A 26,617-nucleotide genomic window follows, 5' to 3' on the forward strand; every position below is an offset into this window, starting at 1 on the left:
GAATCCACTCGGGAGCGGATAGCGTAGCTGGTCTCAGTCCTGGCGGGTCAGGCGGTAGATCAAGATCGCGGCGCGGATCGCGCTGCGTTCGATCGAAGCCACTTCCAGGCTTTCGTTGGGCGAATGGGCGCCGCCGCCGCTGGCGCCGAGGCCGTCGAGGCTGTCGACGTAGGGCGCGGCGAACTGGATGTCGCCGGCGCCGCGCGATTCCGGCGGCACCATGCCGATCGGGCCCAGGCCGGCGTCCTGGCTGGCCCGCGAATACTGTTCCAGCACCTTCAGGTTGCCGGGCGTGACCGCCATCGGCGGGTAGGAGTCGCGGAAGTTGATCGCCGCGCTGGCGCCCGGCAGGCTCCGGGCCACGATCTCGCGCATGCGCGCCTGGGCGCGGTCGCGCTGGCCGTAGTCGAGGTAGCGCAGGTCGCCTTTCACGGTGACGGTATTCGCGATCACATTGGTCTTGCCGAAGGCGGTGCCGCGCGAATGCTCGTCGTCGAAGGATACTTCGGTGCCGCCCAGGATCACGCCCGGGTTGAAGGTGAGGCCGGGTTCCACCACCTGCTGGCGGAAGGCGTCGAGGATGCGCGCCGCCTCGTACACGGCGCCATAGCCGCCCGGACCGAACACGCCCATCGAGTGCGCCTGTTTCCCCTTGACCTCGAGCTCGAAGAAGGCGGTCGAGCGCCGGCCCACGGTGGCGGCCGCCATGCCGTCCTTGCCGGTGATGCTGCCTTCGAAGCTGAGGGCGACGTCGCTGCGCTTGGCGATGTCGACCATGTCGCCGCGCGAGATGCTCTTCGGATTGCCGGCTTCCTCCTCGTCGCCGGTCAGCATGACGGCGATGCGGGTGTCGTCGAGCGCGCCCACGCGCTGCAGGGCGCGCAGGGCTTCGACGATGACGACGTCGCCGCCCTTCATGTCGGACACGCCCTGGCCCTTGATGGTCGTAACTTTGCCGTCGGGGCCGGGTTGCGGTTCCCAGGCCGGGGTGGTGCTGCCGGGTTCGAAGACGGTGTCGAGGTGGCCCAGCAGCAACAGGCGCTTGCCTTGTTTGCCCCGGCGCTCGGCCAGCAGGTGGCCGGCGCGCTGCATGTCGGACGGCAGCTCGATCCAGCGCGTCTTGAAGCCGAGTTCGTCGAACTGGTCGCGGAACAGCTTGCCGACCGCGCGCACGCCCGCCTGGTTCATCGTACCGCTGTTGATGAGGACGCTTTGCCGGAGCAGTTCCAGGGCTTGCGGCGCATGGGCGCGGATCTCGGCCACGATCCGCTGTTCCACCGGGCTCAGTTGCTGCGGAGTTTGCTGAGCGGGCTGCTGGGCCGCCGCCACCTGCATCGCCACGCCTGCCGCCAGCCCCAGCATTGCCTTCACCGTCCTGCGCATCGCATCTTTCCAAAGTAATGATGCTCAACTGTACACCGATTCGGTGCCGGCTGGCTGTATGGACAGGGTTCAGCGTTGCGGATCGGTGGGATAAGGCGGGCGCCGGCGCATTTTCCGGACGACGCCGGCGGGGTCCAGCAGCAGCACCAGTTCGGTGTGGCGGCCGGCGCCGGCATTCGCTTCGTAGAGCCAGGCTTCATAGCCGCTGTCGAACACGACGTTCCTGGTCGGACCGAAGGCGGCCAGCAGCTCGGCGCGCGTGGTGCGGCCGGGGACGACGGCTTGCGAAAAACGGTCTTCGGCGACGATCTTGCCGGGCTCGTTCGGGCTGGTGGCGCAGCCGCCCAGCAGCAGCGCCGCGGCGAATAAGGTGACGAAGGGTTTCATGGCGGGACCTCCGCCGGCGGGTCAATCATGTACTCGAAGCTGACCAGGGTGTCGTCCGGCCAGCTGCGGTCCCAGATCGGCGCGTAATAGGTGCGGTCGAGCAAGACCTGGCAGTCGCAGTATTCCAGCATGCCGGGGCTCTGGTCGCCGCCGGCGTAGAGCATGCGGAAGGGCAGGATCTCGGTGCGCTCGCCGGCGTGCAGGGTGACCGAGAACACGGGGCGCTCCGTAAAGAACAGGAAATTGCCGTCCGGGCTGTTGCAGACCTGTTCCGGCGTGGTGAGGGCGTTCGAGATCCAGCCGAACAGCGGCGAGCTGTTCGATACCAGTCCCGCCTCCATGCCGACCAGGCATTCCAGGCGCAGGTCGCCCAGGCGCCGCGTACCGGGCGGCAAGCCTGGCGTGATCACCTGGGCGCGCCAGGTCATGCTGGTGGTCTTGCGGTTGGCGACCACGGCGGCGTCTTCGCGCAAGGCCTGCTCGTTGCGCGGCAGCACGAAGGTATTGTCTTCCGCCACCGGGATCGGCACGGCGATGTGGTCGCCGAGGGCGCGCAGGGTGATGCCCCGCATGTTCACCTTCGGCGAACGCGGCAGCAGGCGGAAGCGCAAGGTGGCCTGGGGCGCCAGCGCGTGCTCGCGCTCGAATCGCTCCATGCCGCTGATCATTTTGCGGTAGGACTTGTCGACCGGATCGCGGGTCGAGGTCACGGTGACGGTTTGCGGCTTGCCCTCCGCCACCTCCGGATTTGCCTGCTGCGCCGGCGCCAGGGCCGGCATGGCAGCGAGGGCAAGCGCGATCGGGAAACCGTGCGGGCGCATCGCGGGCGCCTTACCAGTAGCGAACGCGGCCGACGTCCATGTGGACGAATTGCGAGTCAGGGTAATAGCCGACCCCGCCCGCCTTCTCCGCCATGACGATCTTGTGCAACTTGGCCAGGTCCTGGCCGGGAATGCGCACGTCGATGGCCTTGCCTTCCATGTGCAGACTGTGCTTTGCCACGCCGGTCGTGTTTTCGTGCAATTTCTCGTTCGTTTCCGGCGAGCGGTAGCCCGAAATCACGTGGATGGTCGGGTGGCTGCTGTACTGGGCGCTGATGCGGTCGAGCAATACCAGCAGCTTCGGATCGATGGCCGAGATCTTGTTGTTGCGGTGGTCGCGCAGCAGTTTATTAATGTCCTGCAAGGCGTCCGGTATGAACTCGCCTTCGGCCCAGAAGATGCTGCGCAGGCTTTCGCCGGTGTGGGTGTTGTACAGGCGCAAGACCCGTTCGTTCGGCGCCACGGCGGCGGCGGCGTTCGTGGGTGGAATATTGGCCGCCTTCGCGGACCGGATCACCGCCGGCGCCCCGAGGACAGAGGCCAGCATGGCGGAGCTTTTGAGGAATGAGCGTCGTTGGTTCATGAGGCTTTCCTTACGAGTTCGCAAGGAGACATGATACGCCTCATGTGCAATGCATGCAGGAGGCGTATTTCCCCAAGGGCTGTCAGTCCAGAACTACATGGTAGGGAAAGATTTCAATTCATATAAACTTGCCTGTTGCCATTCAGGGCGGTACGGATCGCCCGCGCCAGTTCCTCGTCGCTATATGGCTTGTTCAGCAGGCTCACACCCTGCTTCAGCTTGCCGTCCTGGATGACCGCGTCTTCCGAATAGCCCGAGGTGTACAGCACGCGGATTTCCGGGTGCAGCTCGCGGGCGACGGCGGCCAGTTTCGGACTGTTCATCGTGCCCGGCATGATGACGTCGGTGAACAGCAGGTCGATCCGGCGGTGCTGGCGCAGTACGATGGCCGCTTCGTCGGCGCTGCTGGCCCGCAGGATCCGGTAGCCGAGCGCCGACAGGATTTCGGCGACATTGTCCTGGATCGCGATCTCGTCGTCGACGACGAGGATGGTCTCGCTGCCGCCCGCGACGGCGGCGGCCGGCGCCGCAACCTTCTCGACCGCCGCTTCAATGGTGCGCGGCAGCAGGATGGTCACGTTCGTGCCGCGGCCAGGCTCGCTGTCGATCTCGATGTGGCCACCGCTTTGCTTGACGAAGCCGTAAGCCATGCTCAAGCCGAGTCCGGTTCCCTTGCCGACGCCCTTGGTCGTGAAAAAGGGCTCGAAGGCGCGCTCGCGGACTTCCGTGTCCATGCCGCTGCCGGTGTCGATGAAGGCCACGCACACATATTCCTTGCCGCCCAGTTGCAGCTGCTCGGCTTCGCCGTCGGCCAGCACCGTATTCGATACCTGGATGGCGAGCACGCCGCCGCCGTGCATCGCATCGCTCGCATTCAGCGTGAGGTTCAGGATGACGTTCTCCAGCTGCTGCTGGTCGACCCGCACGTTCCAGCTGTCGGGCGCGATCGCGAGGTCGATTCGTACGCGTTCGCCGACGGCGCGCTTGAGCAGCTCGTCCATGTCGGCCAGTACCTGGGCCATGCTGGTCGGCGCGGGCTGCAGGGGCTGCTTGCGGGCGAAGGACAGCAGCTGCGAGGACAGGCGAGCGCCGCGCCGCACAGCATCGCGTGCCGAGGTACAGCGCTGCAGCACCTTGTCGTTGGCGGCCGACAGCATGCGGATCAGGTCGAGATTGCCGCTGATGATATGCAGCACGTTGTTGAAATCGTGGGCGACGCCGCCGGTCAGCTTGCCCATGGCTTCCAGCTTCTGGGCATGCAGCAGCGCGTTCTGGGCATCTTCGAGCGAGCGCGTGCGTTCCCTGACGAGCAGTTCCAGCCGCTCCTGGTGGCGTTCGAGCTTGTCCTTGGCGAGCGCGAGTTCGTCGGCGTTGGAAGCTGCCTTCAGGTAGACGCGGTGGATGGTCTGCATGTACAGCACCAGCATGACGAGTGCGGACAGCAGCGCATTCAGGCGGCCGACATACCAGCCGACCGACAGCCGCGCTCCGCCGGCCATCGTGATGATGTTATCGAAGGCCAGCGCCAGGATCGCCACGCCCAGCCAGGCGCTGATGGGCGTGCGGAAGCGGCTGGCGCGCCACAGGAAGAACAGGGCCGCGAACAGGATCGCCTGGATAAGCGGGCCGTAACCGGTCCTGGTCACCAGGCTGTAGTCGTCGCCGACGTTCTGGACCGGCAGGAAATCGTGCAGGACCGTCACCGCCGCCAGGGTCGCGGCCAGCGCCACCGCCATGATCGTGGCGGCGCGGACGAAGCTGCGGCGGGCATCCGCGACGGTCCGGCCCTCGCCGCGCCATTCCGACACCGCATAACCGAGCAACATGCCGCCCGCGCCGAGGTGCCAGAAGAACCACAGCCAGATGGTCGTCTGCGCGCCGCCCAACAGGCGCTCCTTGGCAACGAAGGCGCCGGGCAGGGACAGGAACTGCGCGGCCAGCACCGCCGCGGTGTACACGCAACCGGACCATAGCCACAGCAGCGAACGGATGCGCGTTTGCAGGAAATAACCGTAGACAAGGTAGGATGCCAGCAGATAGGTGCCGATCAGCATAGCCTGATAGGCCGGCACAAAGGCCTGCACGTTCGGCCACTTGTGGCTGGCGATCGGCATCAGCAGCAGCGTGGCGAGCGCAACGAAAGCGGCGGCTGCGAAGGCGCCGATCTGGAAAGGGGCGAAGCGGGCGGGAGAGGAAGTATGGGAGATCATTGAGCTGCCTGTTTTGCAATGCTCGACGGGGTGCGTGGAGCAGCGTCATCAGGGAGGAGGAAGTCGTTAAGCATAACATGCTGCTGCGCGCCTCCCCGCTGGCATAGAATGGGCAGCCGGATTCCAGGAGGCACCGCATGCGTCTGTCGATTGTTTCTCGAACCGTGGGGGCGTTGTTGCTCGCGGTACTGGCCTCGTTCGCCGCAGCCGCGCCGCCGGCCGCCGTCGACATCCCCATCCCCGATATCCCCTACACGAGATTCGTGCTGAAGAACGGCCTGACCGTGCTCGTGCACGAGGACCACAAATCGCCCGTGGTGGCGGTGAACACCTGGTACCACGTCGGTTCCAAGAACGAGAAGCCGGGCAAGACCGGCTTCGCCCACCTGTTCGAGCACCTGATGTTTTCGGGCAGCGCCAACTTCAACAAGACCTTTCTTTCCGCCCTGGAAGGCATCGGTGCGAGCGACTTGAACGGCACCACGAACAAGGATCGCACCAATTACTTCGAGACCGTGCCGACCTCGATGCTCGACTACACCCTGTTTGCCGAGAGCGACCGCATGGGCCATCTGCTGGGCGTGCTCGACCAGAGGAAGCTGGACCTGCAGCGTGGCGTGGTGCAGAACGAGAAGCGCCAGCGCGAGAACCAGCCCTATGGCGTGGTCGAGCAGATCGTTACCGAGAATACCTGGCCGGCGGGCCACCCTTATTCCTGGACCACGATCGGCTCGATGGACGACCTCGACGCCGCTTCCATGAGCGACGTCACCAACTGGTTCAAGACCAACTACGGCCCGAACAACGTCGTGTTGGTGCTGGCCGGCGACCTCACGCCCGCCCAGGCGCGCGAGAAGGTCGAGCATTACTACGGAGATATTCCACCCGGCCCGCCGGTGGCAAAACAGCGCGCATGGATCGCCAAGCGCAGCGGCACCCACCGCGAGACCGTGCAGGACCGCGTGCCGCAGGCGCGCATCTACCGCGTCTGGAATGTTCCCGGAGCGGATACGCCGGAAGAAGCGCTGCTGGACCTGGCGGCCCACGTGCTGGGCGGCAGCAAGACCTCGCGCCTCTACCAGCGCCTGGTGGTCAGGGAGCAGCTGGCGACCTCGGCGTTTTCCAGCGACGATTCGAGCGAGATCGCCGGCCAGTTCGGCATCAACCTGACGGCGCGTCCCGGCGCCGACGTGGCCCGCATGGAAAGCATCGCCGACGAGGAATTGCGCGCACTCATGAAGAGCGGTCCGCGCGAGGACGAACTGCGCCTGGCCAGGACGGCGATCCTGGCGCAGTACGCGCGCAGCGTCGAGCGCGTCGGCGGCTTCGGCGGCAAGAGCGACATGCTGGCGCGCTGCATGACGTTTACGGGCGACCCCGACTGCTACAAGACCTACCTGAAGCGCATCCAGGCGGCAACCCCGGCGATGGTGCGCCAGGCCATGGCCGAGTGGCTCGGCGATGGCGACTATATCCTGGAGGTCGATCCTTTCCCGGGCGGTCTCGGCGCCTCGGTCACCACCCTCGACCGCGGCAAGGGAGCGCCGCTGGGCCAACCCGAAAAGCTGCACCTGCCGCCGATGCAGACGGCGACCCTGTCGAACGGCCTGAAGGTGGTGCTGGCCGAACGCCACGGCGCGCCGGTGGTGAACCTGTCGATGATGATCGATGCCGGCTACGCCTCGGACTCGCACGAGCTGCCTGGCCTGGCAAGCCTGAGCCTGCGCATGATGGAGGAGGGAACGCAGAATGGCGCAAACAAGCGGTCTTCACTGCAGGTCGGCGCCGAGCTGGAAGCGCTGGGCGCTTCCTTCGGCGCCGCCACCAACCTCGACGGCGCCTTCGTCAACATGAACGTGCTGGCGCCAACCCTGTCCCGTGCGCTGGGCCTGTACGCCGACCTGGTGCTGCATCCATCCTTTCCGCAGGCGGATTTCGAACGCCTGCAGCGCGAGCGCATCGCCGCGATCGCCCGCGAAAAGACGGTGCCGCGCGCGATGGCGCTGCGTGTGCTGCCGGGACTCCTGTATGGCAAGGACCACGCCTACGGCCTGCCGCTGACCGGCACCGGCACCGAGCAGGCGGTGGCGCGCATGACGCGGGCCGACCTGGTGCGCTACCACCAGGCCTGGTTCAAGCCGAACAACGCGACCCTGCTGGTGGTGGGCGATACCACGATGGACCACTTGAAGCCGCTGCTCGAAAAGGCCTTCGGCGGCTGGCAGGCGGGGGAAGTGCCGCGCAAGAACGTGAGCCGGGTGGCGCAGCCGGACAGAACCGTGATCTACCTGATCGACCGCCCCGGCGCCCTGCAGAGCGAGATCGTCGGCGCCCAGCTGGCGCCGCCGCGCAATACGCCGGAGGCGGTGGCGCTGAATCTGCTGAACGACGTCTTCGGCGGCACCTTCAGTTCGCGCCTGAACATGGACCTGCGCGAGGACAAGCACTGGTCCTACGGTGTCGGCTCCGGGCTGGTGGCGGCGGTCGGGCAGCGCATCCTGTACAGCGCTTCACCGGTGCAGACCGACAAGACGGCGCCGGCCCTGCGCGAGCTCGCCAGGGAATACGCCGACATCGCCGGCGCCCGTCCCATCACCGGGCCGGAACTGAAGGCGGCGCAGGACAACGAGACCCTGGGCCTGCCCGGCGCCTTCGAGACCATCTCCCAGCTCGGCAATGGCTACGCCACCATCCTGCAGTACCACTTGCCCGAGGACTACTACAACACCTACACGGACAAGGTCTGGGCCGTGAATCCGGCCGAGCTGAATGCGCTGGCGGCAAGGACGATCCTGCCGAATCAGCAGCTATGGATCGTGGTGGGCGACATGAGCAAGGTCGAGGCCGACGTGCGCGCCCTGGGGATGGAGGTGCGCAAGATTGATGCGGATGGAAAGATCTTGCCTTGAGGAAGATGAGCGCTTAGGCGGCAAGGAAGCCCGGCTTCGCAGGCTTCCTCGCATGAAACCTTATTTTGCTGCGGACTTGCGGCGGGCAGCGACGATCGCCAGCGCCCCGAGGCCAAGCAGCGCGAGGGAAGCAGGTTCCGGCACGTCGGCGCTGCCTTGGGTCTCAGCGCTTGCCACATATTGCAACTCGTTGACCAGCAGGCGCTGGGCATCGTTATTCGGCGAATGGAAATTGGTGGTCGTCTGGCCACCAAAGGCGACAAAGCCTTTGCCATACTGCATTGCGCCAAACACAATGCCTCCCTGCTGACTTTCGATCAGGTCGCTGATGCCGCCGCCGCTGACCGTGGCGTGTCCAAAGGATCCGCCTTGGTACGAGCTTGCGATGCCACCCGTGGTGAGTCCGGCGGCAACGCCCGCGGCGGTGACATTGACTTGGCCGCTAAAGCCGGGATATTGCAGGGTCACGCCAAAACCGAGGTCGATCGATCCACCCTGGTTCGGTGCTGCGTTCAGGAACAGACGGCCGCCGTTGTCGACGTAAGTGGCGATGGCGCTACGGTTGGCCGACAGGAAGCTGTTGAATTCGTTCGCATTACCGTCGCTACCGTCGAGGAATACGAAATCGGCGTTGGCGAAAACATTCGTGGAGAAACCATTCGACTTGACCCACTTGCCGGCACCGAAGGTAGTGTTCATGGCGGTGTCGTTCGTGGTGTTGTACCACGGGTTATAGCCACCGGTCGAATAGGCGATGGTGCCAGCCATCGCACTTGCGCTCACGCACATGGAGGCGATGGCTACAGCGATCATGGATGTAATTTTCATAATATTTCCCTAGTAAATGGTTATAGTTGCTTCAATATTATAGTTAAGCAATTATTGTGCCATTTGGGAAATATTTTCAAGAATCAAAGACTTATTGCTGTTCAAAAACCCTTTTTTTCTTGAGACTGTAAGAATTTCCGACAGTTGTCCAAGCCGACTTTGACTTGCTTGGCAGGATCGGTAGAGATGATGAACACAGGGGTTTGCAAAAAGATGTAACGACGCGCCCGGGTTGCCGGGGGAGGGAATGATTTTCTTGTTACGGTTTGGCACAATTGCCAATCGTGCGCGGCGGTACGGCGTGTAGGATACGTCCATACACTTTATTTTTTAATAATAAAAGGAGCCCATCATGAAGACCACCACCATTTCCGCTCTGCTGTTCTCCGTCGCCGTGCTGGCCACCGGCTGCCACAAGGCCGAAACCACCACGACCACGAACGACATGGGCCCGGCCCAGGCCGCGGGTAAAGCCGTCGACGATGCCGGTGCGAACGCCGCCGCAGCGACCCGTGACGCCGCCGCCAACGCCAACGCCGCCGCCGACCGCGCCAACGCGAAGATCGACGCCGCGGCCGACCGTACCGCCGCCAACATGCGCGAAGCCGGCGCCGAGGTGCGCCAAGGCTCGAAGGAAGCCGCTGCCAACGTGAAGGAAGGCGCCAAGAATGCGACCGCCGCAACCGGTCGCGCGCTGGAGCATACTGGCGAGAAGATGCAGGACGCTTCGAAGTAATCAGTTAGCTTAAAACACCGTCGCCAGCTTGAATCCGTCATTCCCGCGAAAGCGGGAGTGACGTTCATACGTCGCGGGAATGACGTCGACAGGGTGGCGCTTGAGTCAGGCCCCCGCCTTTTCTTTCTCCCGCTTCTTCCGCTGCTCCTCCTGCCACTGGTGATACCGCTCAATATGCTGCTCCCTGCGCAGCACCTTCGAATGCGGATCCAGCGTATAGCTCACCCCTTCCGGCAGCTCGACACTCCCCTTGCCATCCGCCATCGGCACGCTGAGCACACGGTCGCCGACCCTGACCTCGACCGGCATCGGGAAGGGCGTGTTCTTTTCCGTCTTCCATGCCAGCTGCAGGCTGTTGCCGCTGCGCGTGGCCTGCAGCTCCGGCAATTCCTTCTGGTACAGGTAGGCCTGGAAGAACCATTCCAGGTCGCGTCCGCTCACGCGCTTGACGATGGCCATGAATTCCGGCGTCGTGCCGTAGCGCGGGGCGAAGTTTCCGGGGCGCGGGTCGGGGGTGCCGTAGACCTCTTCGCGCACGGCCTGGAAGAAGGCCCGGTCGCCGATCAGGCCGCGCAAGGTGTGCATGACCAGCGATCCCTTGTTGTAGATGTCCTGGCCGGGGCCGCCGCGCTTGGTGTCGTAGACGTCTTCTTCCAGCCGTGGCTTGCCGGATACGATGGGCGCCTTGTTCTCGATCATGCCGCGCTGGTGCATCAGGGAGGCGAAGTATTCGAGGTCGCCGCGCAGGTACTGCATGTAGAGCGGCTGCATATAGCTGCCCAGTCCCTCGTGCAGCCACATATCGTCCCAGTTGGCGTTGGTCAGCTGGTTGCCGAACCATTCGTGGGCGAATTCGTGCTGCAGCAGTTCGTCGTAGCCATAGGCCGTCTTCGCGTACTTGTTGCCGTAGGCATTGATGGTCTGGTGTTCCATGCCCTTGTGCGGGGTCTCCACCACGCCCATCTTTTCGTCGCCGAAGGGGTAGGGGCCGATGGTGCTCTCGAAGAAGTCCAGCATCGGCGCGAATTCGGCGAACAGTTCCTTCGCGCCTTTCTCGTTCTGCGGCAGATACCACATGCGTAGCGGAATCACGTTGCCGTAGCGGCTCCGGTATTCGCCCGACAGCACCTGGTAGGGCGCGACGTTGATCGAGATGCCGTAGGTGCTCGGATTCTTCGTGCGCCAGTGCCAGGTGCGCCAGCCGTCCGCCTCGTCCATGCCCATGGCGATGCCGTTGCCGGCCGCGACCAGCGGGCTCGGCACCGTGATGTGTTCGTCGACCAGCTTGGGCTTGCCGGTCGGGTGGTCGATGCAGGGCCAGAACAGGTCGCAGCCTTCGCCCTGCACGGCGCTCGCCACCCAGGGCTTGCCGTCCGGCGTCTTCGACCAGACAAAGCCGCCGTCCCAGGGCGCGCGCTTGGCCACGTGGGGCTGGCCGTGATAGCGCACACTCACGACTGCCTGCTTGCCGGGCTGCAGGGTCTGCGGCAGGTCGATGGTCAGCTTGCCTTCCGGGTTGCGCCAGCTGGCAGCAGGCAGCGGCTGGCCGTCGACGTCGATGGCGTCGATCGGCAGGTTGCGGTCCAGGTCGAGCTCGATGCTATGGAGCGGCGCGCGGGTGCCGAAGGTGAGCGTGACGTCGCCGCGGATGCTGCGGGTGTCCGGCTCGATGCGCAGCTTGAGGTCGGCCTTGTCGAACTCGAGGGCTTGCTGGGCTTCGCTGCGGGGAGCGCCGGAACCGGTGCTGTATTCGGTCAGGAAAGGCTGCGGGGTCACGCAGCCCGCCAGCAGCGCGCTTGCGCCGACGATGGCGATTTTTTTCATGTTCTGCGGCGTTTGCCGTCTCTAGTTATGATCCCGGGAAATTTATCACAGAGCCCAGGCGAGGTCTGTATTAACGGGAGAACGCCCATTGCGCGCCGCTCTAGCCGCGTCTGGTGAATACTTCGGTCGAGGAGGACCTTATCTTATGAACGGCAAACTGAATCTCGACATCGCCCGCACCGCCCTGGTGCAGATCGACTTGCAGAACTTTAATGTGAACCGGGAACTGGCGCCGCACCCGGCCGAGCGTGTGGTGGGCAATTGCGTGCTGCTGTCGAGCGAGATGCGCGACCGCGGCGGCATGGTGATCTTCGTGCGCGTGCAGCTGGACGAGCTGCGCCTGCCGCTTGCCGACAATCCGATGTTCAAGCCCGGTACGCCGGCACCGCCGCCGGAAGCATCGTATATGGCGGAGTCGGCCCAGGTGCAGGCACAGGACCACGTGGTGACCAAGCGCCAGTGGGGCGCCTTCTACGGCACCGAGCTCGACCAGCTGTTGCGCCGGCGCGGCATCAAGACCATCATCATGACGGGCATCGCCACCAACTACGGTGTCGAGTCGACCGCCCGCGCGGCTTTCGACCGCGGCTACGAACTGGTTTTCGTGGAAGATGCGATGAGCAGCGGGAACGCGGAAGCGCACAAGAATTGCTGCGAGAACGTGTTCCGTAACATGGGCAGGGTGCGCTCGACCCGTGAACTCATCGACGCGCTGCAGGCCGGCACCGGCGACGCGTAAGCATCACCGGCGCCTGCTTATAGCTTATTTGCGAGTAGCGGTCGCCTGGCCGTTCTGCGCCTGGGCGTTGGCCTGGGCCTGGGCGCGGGCCTGTTCGCGCTCCTGTTTCTTGGCCATGTGATGGCCCACGGCGCAGCCCACGGCCGCGCCGGCCAGGTGGTGCTTGCCGAGGAAGTGGCCGCCGACGGCACCGGCGGCCGCGCCTTTCAGGCAGCTGGGCTTGGCGTAGGCGGCACCGGTCGAGGCCAGCGACAGCAGGAGGGATACGGCGATGAGTTTGGCTTTCATGATTATCTCCGGTAGCGGGTTGGTGATGCTAGCCTAGGCCTGGCGAACTGGACCGACTGTTCGCCATTCAACGGAAACAACGTTATCGGCGCCGCCGCGGTTGACCGCGGCAGGCGCCGGCCGCATCAGGCAGAGCGGGCGATCTCAGCCGTGATCTCGTAGGAACGCAGGCGCGCCGCGTGGTCGAAGATCTGCGAGGTGATCATCAGCTCGTCCGCGCCGGTGCGCTCCACGAAGGCCCTCAGTTGGGCGGCGACGGTGCCGGGCGCGCCGATGGCCGAGCACGACAGCACCGAATCGAGCATCGACCGCTCCGGCGGGCTCAGCAGATCCAGATAGCCTTCGACCGGCGGCTTCAGTTTGGTCGGGCGGCCGCTGCGCAGGTTGATGAAGGCCTGCTGCATCGAGGTCGCGCGGAAATGGGCTTCGGCGTCGGTGTCGGCGGCGAACACGTTAAAGCCGAGCATGACGTAGGGCTTGTCGAGCTGGGCCGAGGGACGGAAAGTGGCGCGGTAGAGCTCGATCGCCTGCATCATCATCTGCGGCGCGAAGTGGGAGGCGAAGGCATACGGCAGGCCGAGGGCCGCCGCCAGCTGGGCGCCGAACAGGCTGGAACCGAGGATCCAGACCGGCACGTCGAGGCCGGCGCCGGGTACCGCGCGGACCTGGCGGCGCGGCGAGTCGGCAAAGTAATCCATCAGCTCCACCACGTCCTGCGGGAACTCGTCGGCATCCGACGCCAGGTTGCGGCGCAGCGCGCGCGCCGTGGTGTGGTCGGAGCCGGGGGCGCGGCCCAGGCCGAGGTCGATACGGCCGGGGAACAGCGAGGCGAGGGTGCCGAACTGTTCGGCGATCACGAGCGGAGCATGGTTCGGCAGCATGATGCCGCCGGCGCCGATGCGGATCGTCGAGGTGCCGTTGGCAACATGGCACATCAGGACGGAGGTCGCCGCACTGGCGATGCCCGGCATGCCGTGGTGTTCGGCAAGCCAGAAGCGGTGGTAGCCCCAGCGCTCGCCATGCTGGGCAAGGTCGAGCGAGTTGCGGAAGGAATCGGAAGCGGTGCCGCCCTCAACGATGGGGGCAAGGTCGAGTATCGAGAGAGGAATCATGGGGGCATGATACGCCGATCGGATTTTTTTCGTGCGGAGGCACCGCGCTTGACCCCGCCTGGAGGCCTGCCTATGATGCATTGGTTCAATTTCGCCAACGACAGTAAACATGCCCCGCCCAGCCTTCCTCCCGTCCCGCCGCTCCCTGTTCGCCGCCGCCTGTGTCGCCCTGCTGCTCACGGGCTGCGCGCATGGCCGTCTCGACAACCCCGCCATCCCGCAGGTCGACGCCGCCATGCAGGAAGCCATCGGCGCCCACAAGCTGCCGGGCGCGGTGGTCCACATCGAGCATGACGGTGCGGTCTATGAACGGGCCTATGGACGCCTGAGCTACGAAGCCGATGCGCGTCCCGTCGAGACCTCCACGGTGTACGACGCCGCCTCGCTGAGCAAGGTGCTGTCCACCGCGCCTTCGGTGCTGAAGCTGGCGGAAGAGGGCAAGATCGACCTCGACGCGAAATTGAGCAGCTACTTTCCGGAATGCGCGAACGGCGGCAAGGAAGCCATCACGATCCGCCACCTGCTGACCCACAGCTCGGGCCTGCCGGCCGGGTTGCCGGCCAAGCCGGCCTGGCACGGCGATGCGGCCGCCCACGCCCTGGCCTGCGGCCAGGTGGTGACGCATCCGCCCGGCACGTTCTTCCGCTACTCGGACATCAACTACATCCTGCTGGGCCAGCTGGTGCAGAAGGTGTCCGGCATGCCGCTCGATGAATTCGCGCGCACCCGCATCTTCGCGCCGCTGAAGATGGTCGACACCGGTTACCTGCCGCTGCGCCGCATGGGCACTGGCGGCGCCGCGCTGATCGCGCCGACCCAGAAGGGCGCGGACGGCGCCGGTTCGGCCCACGGCGACCTCGCGCCCGGCCAGCTGCTGCAGGGTGTGGTGCACGACCCGACCGCGCGCCGCATGGATGGCGTGGCCGGCTCGGCCGGCGTGTTCACCACCGCCCGCGACGTTGCGCGCTATGCCCGCATGCTGCTGCGCGGCGGCGAGCTGGACGGTGTGCGCATCCTCAGCCCGGAAAGCGTGCGCCTGATGACCACGGCGCAGTCGCCAGGCGGCATCGAGGCGCTGCGCGGTCTCGGCATGGACATCAATTCGCCCTACGCGGTGCGTCCGCGCGGCACCGTGTTCCCGGTGGGCAGCTATGGCCATACGGGCTTTACGGGTTGCGTGCTGTGGATCGACCCGGGCTCGCGCACCTTCTATGTGCTGCTGTCGAACCGGGTCTACCCCGACGACAAGAGCAATGTGCTGGAACTTTATACCAGGCTGGGCACGCTCGCGGCGCAGGCCGCAAGCCCCTGATATGGATGCTATCCGGGACAAAAACGCATCAACGTGTCGCTTTTTTGCCGCTGATTTTTTGCCGTGCGGCTAACGCGCGCACGCTTTGCCGCGACCGTTCTAAACTGCGAACCCTCAATTTATCTTGTTGATATTGTTGAGCTTTTTGCCCCAAATCCATTAGGAGAGCGACATGAAAATGAATAAGTTACTGAAAGGCCTGCTGGGAGCTTCCGTTGCGATGGCGATGTTCGGTGCCGTGAGCGCTCAGGCGCAAACGAGCGGCAGCTCTTCGACCACCGGCGGCACCAGCGCCACTGCGCAGTCCGACCAGGCAACCGGCACTTCGTCGACCCACAAGAAGTCCAGCAAAAAGAAACATTCGCGCAAACATGGCAGCAGCGCGGGCTCGAGCAGCAGCGGTATGACCGGTTCGGGCGGCTCCAGTTCGAGTAAGGGCATGGACAGCAGCAGCGGCTCCTCGAGCAGCGGCAGCATGGGTACCGGCAGCTCGGGCTCGTCCGGCAGCATGGGTACCGGCAGCTCGGGCTCGTCCGGCAGCATGGGCACCGGCACTTCGGGCTCGTCCGGCACCAGCGGCAGCATGGGCACCGGCAACTCGGGCTCGTCGGGCACCAGCGGCAGCATGGGCACCGGCAGCTCGGGTTCGTCGGGCACCAGCGGCAGCATGGGTACCGGAACCGGCACCGGCACCACCGGCACCGGCACCAGCTCGTCCGGCATGAGCGGCACCGGCTCGGGTTCCGGCAGCGGCACCAGCGCCACCGGCACGACCGGCACCGGCACCACCGGCACGGGCACCAGCACCACCAGCGGCGGCACCAGCGGCACCGGTGGCCGCGGTTACTGATCGTTCAGCCGGTTCGCCGGCGCCCTGAACAACACCAGCTTGCGGGCTGGTGTTTTTCTTGGTGTTTAGTGTTGTTTAAGGAAGGCGGCTACCTGCGGATGGACCGCCGCCGGATCCTCGACCACCGGCAGGTGTCCCAGTCCCGGCAGCGAGACGAACTGCGCCTGCGGGATCGCATGCTGCACGTCGGCGTGTTCGGCATAGGGCACCGTCTTGTCGGCGTCGCCCCATACCAGCAGCACCGGCAGGCCCTTCTTGCCCACCTTCTCGAAATCCGGCAGCGAGGATTCGTTCGACAGATGGCGGATGGTCGACAGGATCGCGCGTCCGAAGCCGTCGTAGCGCATCTGCGGCTGGAAGCGCTCGGCCCAGCCGGCCACGTGTTCCGGATGCGCGAAGTCCTCGAGCTGGCTGGTGGCCAGCGAGGGCAGGAACCATGCGCGCGTCAGCCATTCGCCGACACCCGGCCAGGCCATCACGCTGATGTCGTGCGCCCGCGTGAGGGGCGCCACCAGCACCACGCTGCGCACCCGTTCCGGATGCTCGGCGGCGAAGCGTCCGACGATCGCGCCGCCCATCGACAGCCCGAGCAGGTCGGCCTTCGGCACCTGCAGGGTGTCCATCAGTTCCAGCAATTGGTCGGCGAACAGCCGGCGGTCGTAGTCGACCTTCGGCCGGTCGCTCCAGCCGCGCCCGTACAGGTCGAAGCGGATCACCCTGAAGCCGGCGGCCGCCAGGTCCGCGCTGGTCCTGTCGAACACATAGCTGGGCACCGAAAAGCCGTGCACCAGCACCACCGGACGTCCCTGTTCGGGGCCGGCGATGCGCACGTGGACGATCCCGTGCGACAAGCTGACGAACTGCCCGGGCGCCTGGCGCCGCGCGTCGGCGTCGAGCGGGCCGTGCTCCATATTGCGTGCGAGGGGAATGGCGACGAGTACGGCGGCGGCAACGGCGCCCACGGCAAGCAGGATCTTGCGCAGGCGGCGTTTCGGTGTCGGGGCGGGGGCAGCGGTCATGGTGGCATCATGCGGATGGGCAATACCGCTTATTGCACACCAGACCGCGGTCTTTCGTCAATCGTTGGACAGCATCGAGCCGGTTTCGCGGTAGCGGGTGTGCCAGGAATAGGCTTTCTCCAGCACGTGCGGGGTCTGGCCGCCGCGCTGCCGGGCCTCGAGCACGTACTCGCGCAGCATGGTCTTGTAGGGTTCGGCCGTGCAGTGTTCGATGATCGCATCGGCGCGCTCGCGCGGCGCCAGGCCGCGCAGGTCGGCCAGTCCCAGTTCGGTGACGATGATGTCGACGTCGTGCTCGCTGTGGTCGACGTGGGTCACCATCGGCACGATCGAGGACACGCGGCCGCCCTTGGCGATCGACTTGGTGGCGAAGATCGACAGGTAGGCGTTGCGCGCGAAGTCGCCGGAGCCGCCGATGCCGTTCATCATGTGGGTGCCGCTCACGTGGGTCGAGTTGATGTTGCCGTAGATGTCGGCTTCCAGCGCGGTATTGATCGCGATGATGCCGAGGCGCCGGATCACTTCCGGATGGTTCGACACTTCCTGCGGGCGCAGCACCAGGCGGTCGCGGTAGCGGTCGAAGTCGCGGAACACCTGGGCGCTCTTTTCCGGCGACAGGGTGATCGAGGAGCCGGAGGCGAATTCGAGCTTGCCGGAATCGAACAGGTCGAAGGTCGAATCCTGCAGCACCTCCGAATACATGGTGAGGTCGTGGAAGGGGCTGTTGACGAAGCCGGCCAGCACCGCGTTGGCGATGGTGCCGATGCCGGCCTGCAGCGGCAGCAGGCTGGCGCTCAGGCGTCCGGCGACGATTTCGTCCTCGAAGAAGCGCACCAGGTGGGCGGCGATGGCGGCGGTCTCTTCGTCGGGCGGCAGCACCGAGGAGGTGCTGTCCGGCTGGTCGGTGATCACGATGGCGACGATCTTCTCCGGCGGGATCTCGATGAAGGGCGTGCCGGCGCGCTGCTCGACCGACATGATCGGGATCGGCTCGCGCATCGGCCGCTTTTTGGGAATCCAGATGTCGTGCAGGCCTTCGAGGCCGGTGGTCTGGGCCAGGTTGATCTCGACGATGACCTTGTCGGCCAGGATCGCGAAGCTGGCGCTGTTGCCGACCGAGGTGGTGGGGACGATCGCGCCCGTCTCCGTGATCGCCACCGCCTCGACCACCGCGATGTCGACCGGCTTGATGTGGCGGCTGCGCAGCTGTTCGACGGTTTCGGACAGGTGCTGGTCGATGTACATCACCTCGCCGCGGTTGATGGCGGCGCGCAGCACCGGATCGACCTGGAAGGGCATGCGGCGCGAGAGGGCGCCGGCTTCGGTGAGCAGTTTATCCGTATCGTTGCCGAGCGAGGCGCCGGTCAGCAGGGTGATCTTCAGCGGCTCGTGGCGGGCGCGTTCGGCCAGCGCGGCAGGGACCAGCTTGACGTCGCCGGCGCGGGTGAAGCCGCTCATGCCGACGGTCATGCCGTCCTTGATCCAGCTTGCTGCTTCGGCAGCGCCGGTGACGCGATTGCGCAGCTTGGCGCAGCGGATACGATCCAGGTATTCAGTCTTCATGTTTCTAGCTGAGCCGGTAGTCGACCGGCAGTAGGGGTGGGGGAAGCGTGGTGTCGCCCAGCGCGCTGCGCAGGTCGATCTCGATGGTGCGGCAGATGGCGTCGAGCGGCAGGTCGTGGTCGGAGGTGCCGAAGGGTTCCTCGATCTCGTCGCCGAGGGCATCCAGCCCGAAGAAGGTGTAGGCGACCAGCAGCGTCACCAGCGGGGTCAGGTCGCCGATCGCGTCGACCAGGCCGAAGGGCAGCAGGACGCAGTAGAGGTAGGCGGTGCGGTGCAGCAGCAGGCTGTAGGAAAACGGAATCGGCGTACCGTGGATGCGTTCGCAGGCGGCGGCCACGCCGGTCATCGCCGACAGGGTGGCGTCGATGCCCGGCGCCAGGCAGGGATCGAGGCGGCGCTCGCGCAAACATTGTCCGAGGTCGGCGCCCATCTCCAGCATCAGCGCGTGCGGCAGGTTGGGCAGGTCGCGCACGCGTTCCCATTCCTGGGGCGCGATCCACGGCTCGATATCGGCTGCGGGGTCGCTGCGCCGCAGGCGGTGGCGCAGCGCATGCGCGAAGGCGATCGCACGCCGGATCATGCGTTCCCGCGAGGCGGCGTCAGGCGTGTCGCCCGGCGCGATCAGCGACAGGCACTGGCGCGCCAGGCTGCGGCTGCGCAGGACCAGTTCGCCCCATTGCTTGCGGCCTTCCCAGTAGCGGTCATAGGCGGCGTTGTTGCGGAAACCGAGGAAGATCGCGAGAGGCAGGCCCATCAGCGTGAAGGGGATCGCACCGATGGCGATCTTGTGGCCCCACAGCGTGCCATGGGTCCAGGTGACGGCGATTGCCAGCAGGGCGGTGACGAGCAGGCTTTTCCAGATGTTCGGCATCACCGAACCGCGCATCACCAGGAACAGGCGCAGGGCGGAAGGGCGGTCGCGGACGATCATGCCTGCCCCGTTCCGCGCTGCGGCTGCGGGGTGAAGGTGGGATCGGTCTGCTGCATCGTCGGATGTGAAACTGCTTGAGTTGCCTTCATTGTGCAACGGACGCGAAAACGCATGCGTCCGGTTGAAATGGCCTTGCACCATTCTGATACTGCCGCGCGGAAATGACTAATTACGATTCTTGATGCCTGCCATGCAGTTGATGAATGGTGCGGCGCAGCGTAGCGGGCTCAGCCAATGCGTGCGGACTGGCTCGCCTGCCACCTGCGCAGTCCGGAGATCGCTTCTTCCTTGCTCTTGGCTTCGATCTCGATCCACGGCGCGCGCGCATAGGCCGCCGGCATCGTCGAGATCAGGTCCGCATGCTGGCGGTCGTTGAAGCTTTCGCGTCCGTTCGAGATGTGGACCATCTGGTGCTCAGGATCCGGCCAGGTGGCGCGCGCCTTTTCCAGCATCGCGGCCACGCTCGGATCGTCGTAGCTGGACAGCTTTTCGCTGACGATGTGGTGGTGGGCATCGAACACCATCGGCACGCCGCTGCGCACGCAGACCTCGTGGATCTGCTCAGCGCTGTAGGCGTATTCGTCGTTCTCCAGGCACAGGCGCGAGCGGATCGCATCGGGCAGGCCGGCGATGCGTTCGACCAGGGCGTCGCTGCGATTGCCCTTGCCGCCGTGGATCTCGAGCACGGCCCAGGGCGAGCGCGGCTGCTCCAGCAGGTCCATGATGTCGGCGTGCATCTGCAGGATCTTGACGCTGTTGGCCACCACCTCGGGCGAATCGGAGCTCAGCACCACGAACTGGTCCGGATGCATCACCAGGCGCAGCCCCATCTCGGTGGCGCGGCGGCCGGTACGGGACAGGCTGGGCGCCAGCTCGCGCATCACTTCGCGGCCGACGTCTTCGTCGAAGAAGGGGAAGATCGAGGACGGCAGGCGGTACAGCCGGATGCCTTCGCGCTTGCAGTACTGCAGGGCGCCATCGAGGGTCCGGATGTTGTCGCGGTAGATCCCGTCGAGCAGCTTGCGCTGGCCGGCATCGGACTGCTCCAGCAGGCGCTTGCGCGTTACGGTGCGGTAGCGGATGTCCTTCGATACGGTAATGCAGACCAAACCAAGCTCAGAAACCATGACGCGCCGGTATCGTTGATGGGCAGACCATGTTCCAAGGATTCGCCAGCACCGTCAAATCCGTTCCGTGCCGCAACCCCAAATTCGGGGTCAGAGCACATTTCCCCCAAAATTCGGGGTCAGAGCACATTTTTTGGGCAATTGCTGTTCGGTATGGCCGCGCCAACACAAAGGGGCCCGGCGAAGGAGGCCCAGGCGCAACCATCGCCAGTCTTTCACTGCAGCCATTTCTACAAAAAGTGCTCTGACCCCGAATTGGGGTGGAAATGTGCTCTGACCCCGAATTTAGAATTAGAGGAGGGGTAGGGTCGCGCTTCGGCTGCCTGATCCTTACATCGGAAGCAAGCCGGTATGATTCATGTACCGACCTTGGACACTCAATATGGGTCCCTGCTTTCGCGGGGACGACGGACGAACATGCAAAAATTCCTCATCCTTTCAGGCCTCATCCTCCTGGCCGCCGGCCTCGCCTGGCCCTGGCTGCGCCGCCTGCCGTTCGGCCGCCTCCCCGGCGACATCCACATCGTCCGCGAAGGCTTCAGCTTCAGCTTCCCCATCGTCACCTGCCTCATCGTCTCGGTCGTCGTCTCGCTGCTGCTGTGGTTCTTCCGCCGCTGAGCGGCGCTTCTTTTCCCTCCCTGGCCGCCTTCCTTGCCGGCGCGTGCGCGTGTCGAAAAATCAACACGCGTATTCGCGATAGCAAGATTTGACAAACATGGCCAAGAAATCAACGACACAATGCGCCCCATACGAAGACGAGAGACGCTGCAGCGTCCGCCGAATTCGACACTGGCAGCTTCACGTTGAGACATAGTTTTGGAGACGAAGACATGAACGAGTCGAAGGCAGGGAAGGCGATCGCACGCACCGCGATCGCGAGCGCGGTATCGGTGCTGGTGATGGGGATGGCGGCGCAGGCGCAGGCCCAGGAGCAGGACGCTAGTGTCGGCGAGGCGCAGACGGTGATCGTGACCGGCGTGCGCGCCGCGCTCGAGCAGTCGCTGCGCCAGAAGCGCAACGCCGATTCGGTGGTCGAGGTGGTGACGGCCGAGGACATCGGCAAGATGCCCGACAAGAACGTGGCCGATGCGATCCAGCGCCTGCCCGGCGTGAATACCCAGTCCTCGGCCGGCGGCGAGGGCGGCTTCGGCGAGAACGACCGCGTCAGCCTGCGCGGCACCAGCCCCAGCCTGCAGCAGACCCTGTTCAACGGCCATGCGATCAGCACCGGCGACTGGTTCGTGCTGAACCAGATCGGCGGCAACGTCGGCCGCTCCAGCAGCTTCTCGCTGCTGCCCTCGGAACTGGTCGGCTCCATCGTCGTGCAGAAGAGCGCGACCGCCGACCTGGTCGAAGGCGGCGTCTCCGGCGCCATCAACGTGATCACCCGCCGTCCGCTCGACTTCCGCCAGCCGCTGACCGTCGAAGCGTCGATCCAGGCCAACTACAACGACCTGTCGAAGAAGACCGAGCCACAGGTGTCGGCCCTGGTGAGCTGGAAGAATCCGGCGAATAACTTCGGCGTGCTGCTGCAGGGCTTTTCGGAGAAGCAGAGCGTGCGCCGCGACGGCCAGGAAGTGCTGGGTTACACCCCGATCAGCGCGACCAGCGCCGCCGCCGTCGCCAATCCGGCGCTGGCCGGCATAGCGGTGCCGACCTTCATCGGCGCCGCCCTGTTCGAACAGAAGAAGAAGCGCGAAGGCGGCGCCTTCGACATCGAGGCCAAGCCCTCGCGCGACTTCGGCATCGACCTGAACGGCTTCTATTCGAAGCTGCAGGCGCCGCACCAGAACACCAACTGGCTGGCCGCGCCGGCGAACTCGATCAACAGCAGCGGCTTGATTCCGCAGAACCCGGTGATCCGCAATAACACCCTGGTCGGCGCCGCTTTTGTGAGCAATTCGGGCGAGGTCGACAACATCTACCGCCCGAACGCCGGCGGCGAATCCTGGTACCTCGACCTGAACGGCCGCTGGCGCCCGACCGACGCCCTGAGCTTTACCGGCCGCATCGGCAAGACCCACGGCATCGGCTACGACCGCGACGACGTCTACTACCAGAACAACGTCGACGGCGGCATGGTCTATGCGCTCAACGGCCTGACCCCGGCCACCGTCAGCTACCCGGGCGGGAATACCGCGAAGCCCGGCTCGACCGCCTGGGCCGGCGGCGGCGAGGCGCAGTCGGTGGACCAGGAAAAGTATGCGCAGATCGACGGCGAACTGCGCGTGCGCGACAATGCGTGGGTGAACGGTGTGCGCTTCGGCGCCCGCTTCACGGACCACAACCGCACCGCCGAGCACCCGCTCGAGACCCGTCCGGGGCCGAACGGCTTCAGCAATCCGGGTCCGGTCTGGAACGGCAGCATGTACCCGTCCGACTTCGGCAAGGACCTGGGCGGCACGGTCTTCAACGGCTACTTCAAGTACGACGGTCCGGCCCTCGGCGCTTGGGGTGCGGTGCCGGGCAACCGCCTGCTGGACTACACCCTGCGCCACAACTGGCTGGACGAATTCCGCGTCGCCGAGAAGACCGCGGCCCTGTACGGCATGGCCGAATTCGGCGGCGACGGCTGGAGCGGCAATGCCGGCCTGCGCGCGGTCGAGACCCGCCAGACCACGGTCGTGAACCTGCCGGGCGGCACGGCGCCGATCACCGGCTCGGCCTTCGGTCCCTATACCCCGACCACCTTCAAGCGCACCTACCGCGACTACCTGCCGAGCGTGAACCTGAAGTTCGACGTGCGCCCCGACCTGGTGGTGCGCGGCGCGATCGCCAAGACCGTGGCCCGGCCGGACTACAGCGCGCTGGGCGGCTCGGTGTCGCTGAACGACGATGCCCTGTCCGGCAGCGGCGGCAACGTCAACCTCGACCCGGTGCGTTCGACCAACTTCGACCTCTCGGCCGAATGGTATTTCGCACCGAAGGCGATGCTGTCGGCCGGCCTGTTCTACATGGACTTCGGCTCCATCGTGGCCCAGGGCGCCAGCACCGGCAGCTATTACAACAACAAGCGCGGCGTGTTCACCGATTACCAGATCACCTCGCCGTACAACACCGGTGCCAAGAACAAGGGCGTGGAGCTGAGCTGGCAGCAGCCGCTGATGAACAACTTCGGCTTCCTGGCCAACTACACGTACGCGGACGGCGAACTGGATGACGGCGGCGAGATGCTGAACTCCTCGAAGAACACCTGGAACCTGACCGGTTTCTACGAGAACGAGCGTTTCAGCGCGCGCCTGGCCTACAGCTACCGCTCGGCGTACAAGGCGGGCGTGGACCGCGGCGCCAGCCAGCACGTCGACAGCATGCCCTCGCTGGCGGGATCCGTGAACGTCAAGCTGACCGAGCACCTGACCTTGACCTTCGACGCGCTGAACCTCACCAACGAGACCATCAAGATGTATGCGGAGAACAAGGACCGCCCGCGCGCCTTCTACTCGAATGGCCGCACCTTCTATCTCGGCCTGCGCGGCAAGCTGTAATCACATGGCAGTCGTGGGTATCAGCTGGGAATGCCTGTCCAACCTGGTGGGAGATGAAGCCTTCTCCGCCAGGCTGGTACTGCGCAACACATCGCATGCGCCGATCGCGGCGGGATGGTCGGTGTACTTCAACACCTGCCGCCGCGTGCTGGCGAACACGGTCGATGCGGGCTACCGCATCGACCACCTGAACGGCGACCTGTTCCGCCTGCGCTCGAGCAGTGAAGCCGACTGCGGCGAGGCGGACTGGCTGCCCGGCCAGGCGCTGGAAATCGGCTACGTGGCCCAGTTCTGGGCCATCAGCGTGACCGACGCGCCGCTCGGCTTTTACCTGATCGAGGCCGACGGCCGTGTCAGCGACCTGGGCGATCCCGAGATCCTGCCCTTTGCGCGGTCCGAGCAGCTGCACCGCAACGCGCGCGACCTGCTGCCGCCCGCCGACGCGGCCTGGCGCTACCGCGACAACGCCGACCTCTACCTGCTGCCGCGCGAGGCGGTCGGCCGCATCACGCCGAAGCCGCTGCACGCGCGCTTCAATGGCGGATGCTGCACGCTCGCCGCCGGGTCCGCGCTCGCCGCGGCCGAAGGCCTGGCCGGCGAGGAAGCCTTCCTGCGCGGGCTGCTGGCCGGCCTGCCGCCGGGCGCGGGCGGGCGCATCGAGCTGGCCGTCGCCGAGGTCGATGCGCCGGGGCCGGAAGCCTATCTGGTCGAAATCGGCGCCGGCTCCGTGCTGGTGCGCGGGGCCAGCGCCCACGGCGTGTTCAACGGCATCCAGACCCTGGCCCAGCTGCTCGAAGCCGACGGCACGCTGCCCTGCGGACGGGTGCTGGACGCGCCGCGCTTCGGCTACCGCGGCATGATGCTGGACGTGGCGCGCCACTTCTCGTCCAGGGAAACGGTGCTGCGCCTGCTCGACTGCATGGCCTGCTACAAGCTGAACAAGCTGCACCTGCACCTGACCGACGACGAAGGCTGGCGCCTGCAGATCGATGCGCTGCCCGAGCTGACCGCGCTCGGCTCGAAGCGCGGCGTCGCCGCAGACGGGCAGAGTCTCCCACCGTCCTTCGGTTCCGGCGCCGACGTCGGCACCTCGGCCGGCACCGGCTATTACGATGCCGCCGACTTCATCGCCATCCTGCGTTATGCGCAGGCGCGCCACATCGAGGTGATCCCGGAGTTCAATATGCCGGGCCATGCGCGCGCCGCCGTGCTGGCGATGCGCGCGCGCCACGACCGCCTGCGCGCGGCCGGCGATATCGAGGGCGCCGAGCGCTATCTGCTGAGCGATCCGGATGACGCCTCGCGCTACGAATCGGTGCAGATGTGGCGCGACAACGTGATCTGCATCGCGCGGCCTTCCGTGGACCGTTTCATCGATACCGTGGTCGCCCATGTGGCGGCGCTGTACCGCCGGGCCGGGGTGCCGCTGCGCGCCGTGCACACGGGCGGCGACGAAGTGCCGCTGGGCGCCTGGCTCGGCTCGCCCGTCTGCCAGGCCCTGATGCGCGAGCGCGGCTGGAACGATGTCGGCCAGCTGCATGCGGACTTCGTCGAACGCTGCCGCGCGATCCTGGCCAGGCACGGCCTGGCCTTCGCCGGCTGGGAGGAGACGGCGCTGAAGCACGGCGCGGCCACGGCCGGGGGCTGCGCGCCGGCCCAGCACGAGAATACCCAGGCGGTGGAGGGCGCCCCGCTGCCGCTGCCCAAGCCCGGCTTCGACGGGCCGGGCTTCCAGGTCTATGCCTGGAACAATGCCTGGGGCTCGGGCAAGGAAGACGTGGCCTACCGCCTGGCCAACGCCGGCTACGACGTGGTGCTGGCGAATGCCGCCAACCTCTACTTCGACCTGGCCTATGCGAAGGACCCGCAGGAACCGGGCTATTACTGGGCCGGCTTCGTCGAGACCCGCCATGCCTTCGTATTCTGCCCGCTGGAGATGATCGCCAGCGCCGCCAGCGATCCGATGGGGCGCGTGCTGCCGCCCGAGCGGCTGGCCGCGATGGCGCGCTTATCAAGCGAAGGGCGCTCCCGCATCATCGGGCTGCAGGGCCAGCTGTGGGGCGAGAACGCGCGTTCGCGCGCCCGCATCGAGTATTTGGCGGCGCCGCGCATGGTGGCGCTGGCGGAGCGGGCCTGGGCGCCCGATCCCGGCTGGGGCGGGATCGGTAATCCGCAGGCGCGCGCCGCCGCCATCGAATCGGACTGGAACGAGTTCGCCAACCGCCTCGGCCAGCGCGAACTGCCGCGCCTGGACCGTGCTCCTCTGGCCTACGGCTACCGCCTGCCGCCGCCGGGCGTGCTGTACGACGGCCGGACCATCCGCGCGAATGTCGCCCTGCCGGGCCTGGCCCTGCATTACACTCTGGACGGCAGCGAGCCGGACGCGGCCAGCCCGCGCTACACGGGCCCGGTGCAGCCCGGCCAACAGGACCGGGTGTTCAAGGTGAGGACCTTCGACACCCGCGGACGCGGCAGCCGCACCGTCACCATCGAACTGGAACCGGGTTAAA

Annotated in this window: 21 protein-coding genes; 7 read left to right on the forward strand and 14 right to left on the reverse strand. The window is 65.9% G+C overall.

Going from position 1 to position 26,617, the window contains the following annotated elements; translation table 11 throughout:
* Nucleotides 1-33 precede the first annotated feature (33 nt).
* The 5 genes from AB4Z32_RS06105 to AB4Z32_RS06125 form a co-directional block, all read right to left on the reverse strand.
* Nucleotides 34-1,383, reverse strand: coding sequence for a M20/M25/M40 family metallo-hydrolase (locus AB4Z32_RS06105; RefSeq protein WP_441935028.1), 1,350 nt, complete (start codon nucleotides 1,381-1,383; stop codon nucleotides 34-36).
* Nucleotides 1,384-1,452: 69 nt separating this feature from the next.
* Nucleotides 1,453-1,770 (reverse strand): hypothetical protein, encoded by a 318-nt coding sequence (locus AB4Z32_RS06110; protein ID WP_441935029.1) that lies wholly within the window; start codon nucleotides 1,768-1,770, stop codon nucleotides 1,453-1,455.
* A complete protein-coding gene (locus AB4Z32_RS06115; RefSeq protein WP_441935030.1) occupies nucleotides 1,767-2,591 on the reverse strand; it encodes a hypothetical protein in 825 nt (274 codons plus the stop codon). The genes AB4Z32_RS06110 and AB4Z32_RS06115 overlap by 4 nt, the downstream gene beginning before the upstream one ends.
* Before the next feature lie 10 nt (nucleotides 2,592-2,601).
* Nucleotides 2,602-3,174 (reverse strand): DUF882 domain-containing protein, encoded by a 573-nt coding sequence (locus tag AB4Z32_RS06120; protein ID WP_441935031.1) that lies wholly within the window; start codon nucleotides 3,172-3,174, stop codon nucleotides 2,602-2,604.
* A gap of 113 nt (nucleotides 3,175-3,287) precedes the next feature.
* Nucleotides 3,288-5,384: an MASE4 domain-containing protein gene (locus AB4Z32_RS06125; RefSeq protein WP_441935032.1), complete on the reverse strand. Its 2,097-nt coding sequence runs from the start codon at nucleotides 5,382-5,384 to the stop codon at nucleotides 3,288-3,290.
* A gap of 137 nt (nucleotides 5,385-5,521) precedes the next feature.
* On the opposite strand from AB4Z32_RS06125, the gene AB4Z32_RS06130 reads away from it, so the two are divergent.
* Nucleotides 5,522-8,293, forward strand: coding sequence for a M16 family metallopeptidase (locus tag AB4Z32_RS06130; RefSeq protein WP_441935033.1), 2,772 nt, complete (start codon nucleotides 5,522-5,524; stop codon nucleotides 8,291-8,293).
* Between the two features lie 60 nt (nucleotides 8,294-8,353).
* Here AB4Z32_RS06130 and AB4Z32_RS06135 read toward each other — a convergent pair whose 3' ends face one another.
* The gene (locus tag AB4Z32_RS06135) at nucleotides 8,354-9,121 is read right to left on the reverse strand and encodes a PEP-CTERM sorting domain-containing protein (RefSeq protein WP_441935034.1); all 768 of its coding nucleotides are present in this window, start codon (nucleotides 9,119-9,121) and stop codon (nucleotides 8,354-8,356) included.
* A 352-nt stretch (nucleotides 9,122-9,473) separates the two neighbouring features.
* Between AB4Z32_RS06135 and AB4Z32_RS06140 the strand changes: the two genes are divergently transcribed.
* Entirely contained in the window at nucleotides 9,474-9,857 is a 384-nt protein-coding gene (locus AB4Z32_RS06140) for a hypothetical protein (protein WP_441935035.1), read from the forward strand.
* Nucleotides 9,858-9,962: 105 nt separating this feature from the next.
* Here the strand turns inward: AB4Z32_RS06140 and AB4Z32_RS06145 are convergent, their stop codons facing one another.
* Nucleotides 9,963-11,681 (reverse strand): M1 family metallopeptidase, encoded by a 1,719-nt coding sequence (locus AB4Z32_RS06145; protein ID WP_441935036.1) that lies wholly within the window; start codon nucleotides 11,679-11,681, stop codon nucleotides 9,963-9,965.
* A gap of 145 nt (nucleotides 11,682-11,826) precedes the next feature.
* Between AB4Z32_RS06145 and AB4Z32_RS06150 the strand changes: the two genes are divergently transcribed.
* Nucleotides 11,827-12,420, forward strand: coding sequence for an isochorismatase family protein (locus AB4Z32_RS06150; protein WP_441935037.1), 594 nt, complete (start codon nucleotides 11,827-11,829; stop codon nucleotides 12,418-12,420).
* A 24-nt stretch (nucleotides 12,421-12,444) separates the two neighbouring features.
* Here AB4Z32_RS06150 and AB4Z32_RS06155 read toward each other — a convergent pair whose 3' ends face one another.
* Together AB4Z32_RS06155 and AB4Z32_RS06160 are read right to left on the reverse strand one after the other, a co-directional pair.
* Nucleotides 12,445-12,708, reverse strand: coding sequence for a hypothetical protein (locus tag AB4Z32_RS06155; protein ID WP_441935038.1), 264 nt, complete (start codon nucleotides 12,706-12,708; stop codon nucleotides 12,445-12,447).
* A gap of 125 nt (nucleotides 12,709-12,833) precedes the next feature.
* On the reverse strand, nucleotides 12,834-13,820 hold the full coding sequence (locus AB4Z32_RS06160) for an LLM class flavin-dependent oxidoreductase (protein WP_441935039.1): 987 nt from the start codon (nucleotides 13,818-13,820) through the stop codon (nucleotides 12,834-12,836).
* A gap of 109 nt (nucleotides 13,821-13,929) precedes the next feature.
* Between AB4Z32_RS06160 and AB4Z32_RS06165 the strand changes: the two genes are divergently transcribed.
* Nucleotides 13,930-15,132, forward strand: a complete 1,203-nt coding sequence (locus AB4Z32_RS06165; RefSeq protein WP_441935040.1) for a serine hydrolase domain-containing protein — start codon at nucleotides 13,930-13,932, stop codon at nucleotides 15,130-15,132.
* A 246-nt stretch (nucleotides 15,133-15,378) separates the two neighbouring features.
* Here the strand turns inward: AB4Z32_RS06165 and AB4Z32_RS06170 are convergent, their stop codons facing one another.
* The 5 genes from AB4Z32_RS06170 to uvsE form a co-directional block, all read right to left on the reverse strand.
* Entirely contained in the window at nucleotides 15,379-15,963 is a 585-nt protein-coding gene (locus AB4Z32_RS06170; protein WP_441935041.1) for a hypothetical protein, read from the reverse strand.
* Between the two features lie 84 nt (nucleotides 15,964-16,047).
* Nucleotides 16,048-17,001, reverse strand: a complete 954-nt coding sequence (locus AB4Z32_RS06175) for an alpha/beta fold hydrolase (RefSeq protein WP_441935042.1) — start codon at nucleotides 16,999-17,001, stop codon at nucleotides 16,048-16,050.
* Nucleotides 17,002-17,058: 57 nt separating this feature from the next.
* A complete protein-coding gene (locus tag AB4Z32_RS06180; protein ID WP_441935043.1) occupies nucleotides 17,059-18,564 on the reverse strand; it encodes an acetyl-CoA hydrolase/transferase family protein in 1,506 nt (501 codons plus the stop codon).
* A gap of 4 nt (nucleotides 18,565-18,568) precedes the next feature.
* Nucleotides 18,569-19,495: a bestrophin family protein gene (locus tag AB4Z32_RS06185; protein WP_441935044.1), complete on the reverse strand. Its 927-nt coding sequence runs from the start codon at nucleotides 19,493-19,495 to the stop codon at nucleotides 18,569-18,571.
* Nucleotides 19,496-19,722: 227 nt separating this feature from the next.
* Nucleotides 19,723-20,622, reverse strand: a complete 900-nt coding sequence (gene uvsE, locus AB4Z32_RS06190) for a UV DNA damage repair endonuclease UvsE (protein ID WP_441935045.1) — start codon at nucleotides 20,620-20,622, stop codon at nucleotides 19,723-19,725.
* Nucleotides 20,623-21,039: 417 nt separating this feature from the next.
* Here uvsE and AB4Z32_RS06195 point away from each other — a divergent pair, with 417 nt between their 5' ends.
* The 3 genes from AB4Z32_RS06195 (at nucleotide 21,040) to AB4Z32_RS06205 (ending at nucleotide 26,616) form a co-directional block, all read left to right on the forward strand.
* Nucleotides 21,040-21,240, forward strand: coding sequence for a DUF2905 domain-containing protein (locus AB4Z32_RS06195; RefSeq protein WP_441935046.1), 201 nt, complete (start codon nucleotides 21,040-21,042; stop codon nucleotides 21,238-21,240).
* Nucleotides 21,241-21,452: 212 nt separating this feature from the next.
* Nucleotides 21,453-24,107, forward strand: a complete 2,655-nt coding sequence (locus AB4Z32_RS06200; RefSeq protein WP_441935047.1) for a TonB-dependent receptor — start codon at nucleotides 21,453-21,455, stop codon at nucleotides 24,105-24,107.
* Between the two features lie 4 nt (nucleotides 24,108-24,111).
* Entirely contained in the window at nucleotides 24,112-26,616 is a 2,505-nt protein-coding gene (locus AB4Z32_RS06205) for a family 20 glycosylhydrolase (protein ID WP_441935048.1), read from the forward strand.
* The last annotated feature ends 1 nt before the right edge of the window (nucleotide 26,617 follow it).

Source organism: Massilia sp. 2TAF26 (assembly GCF_052115005.1).
Classification (GTDB): domain Bacteria; phylum Pseudomonadota; class Gammaproteobacteria; order Burkholderiales; family Burkholderiaceae_D; genus Telluria.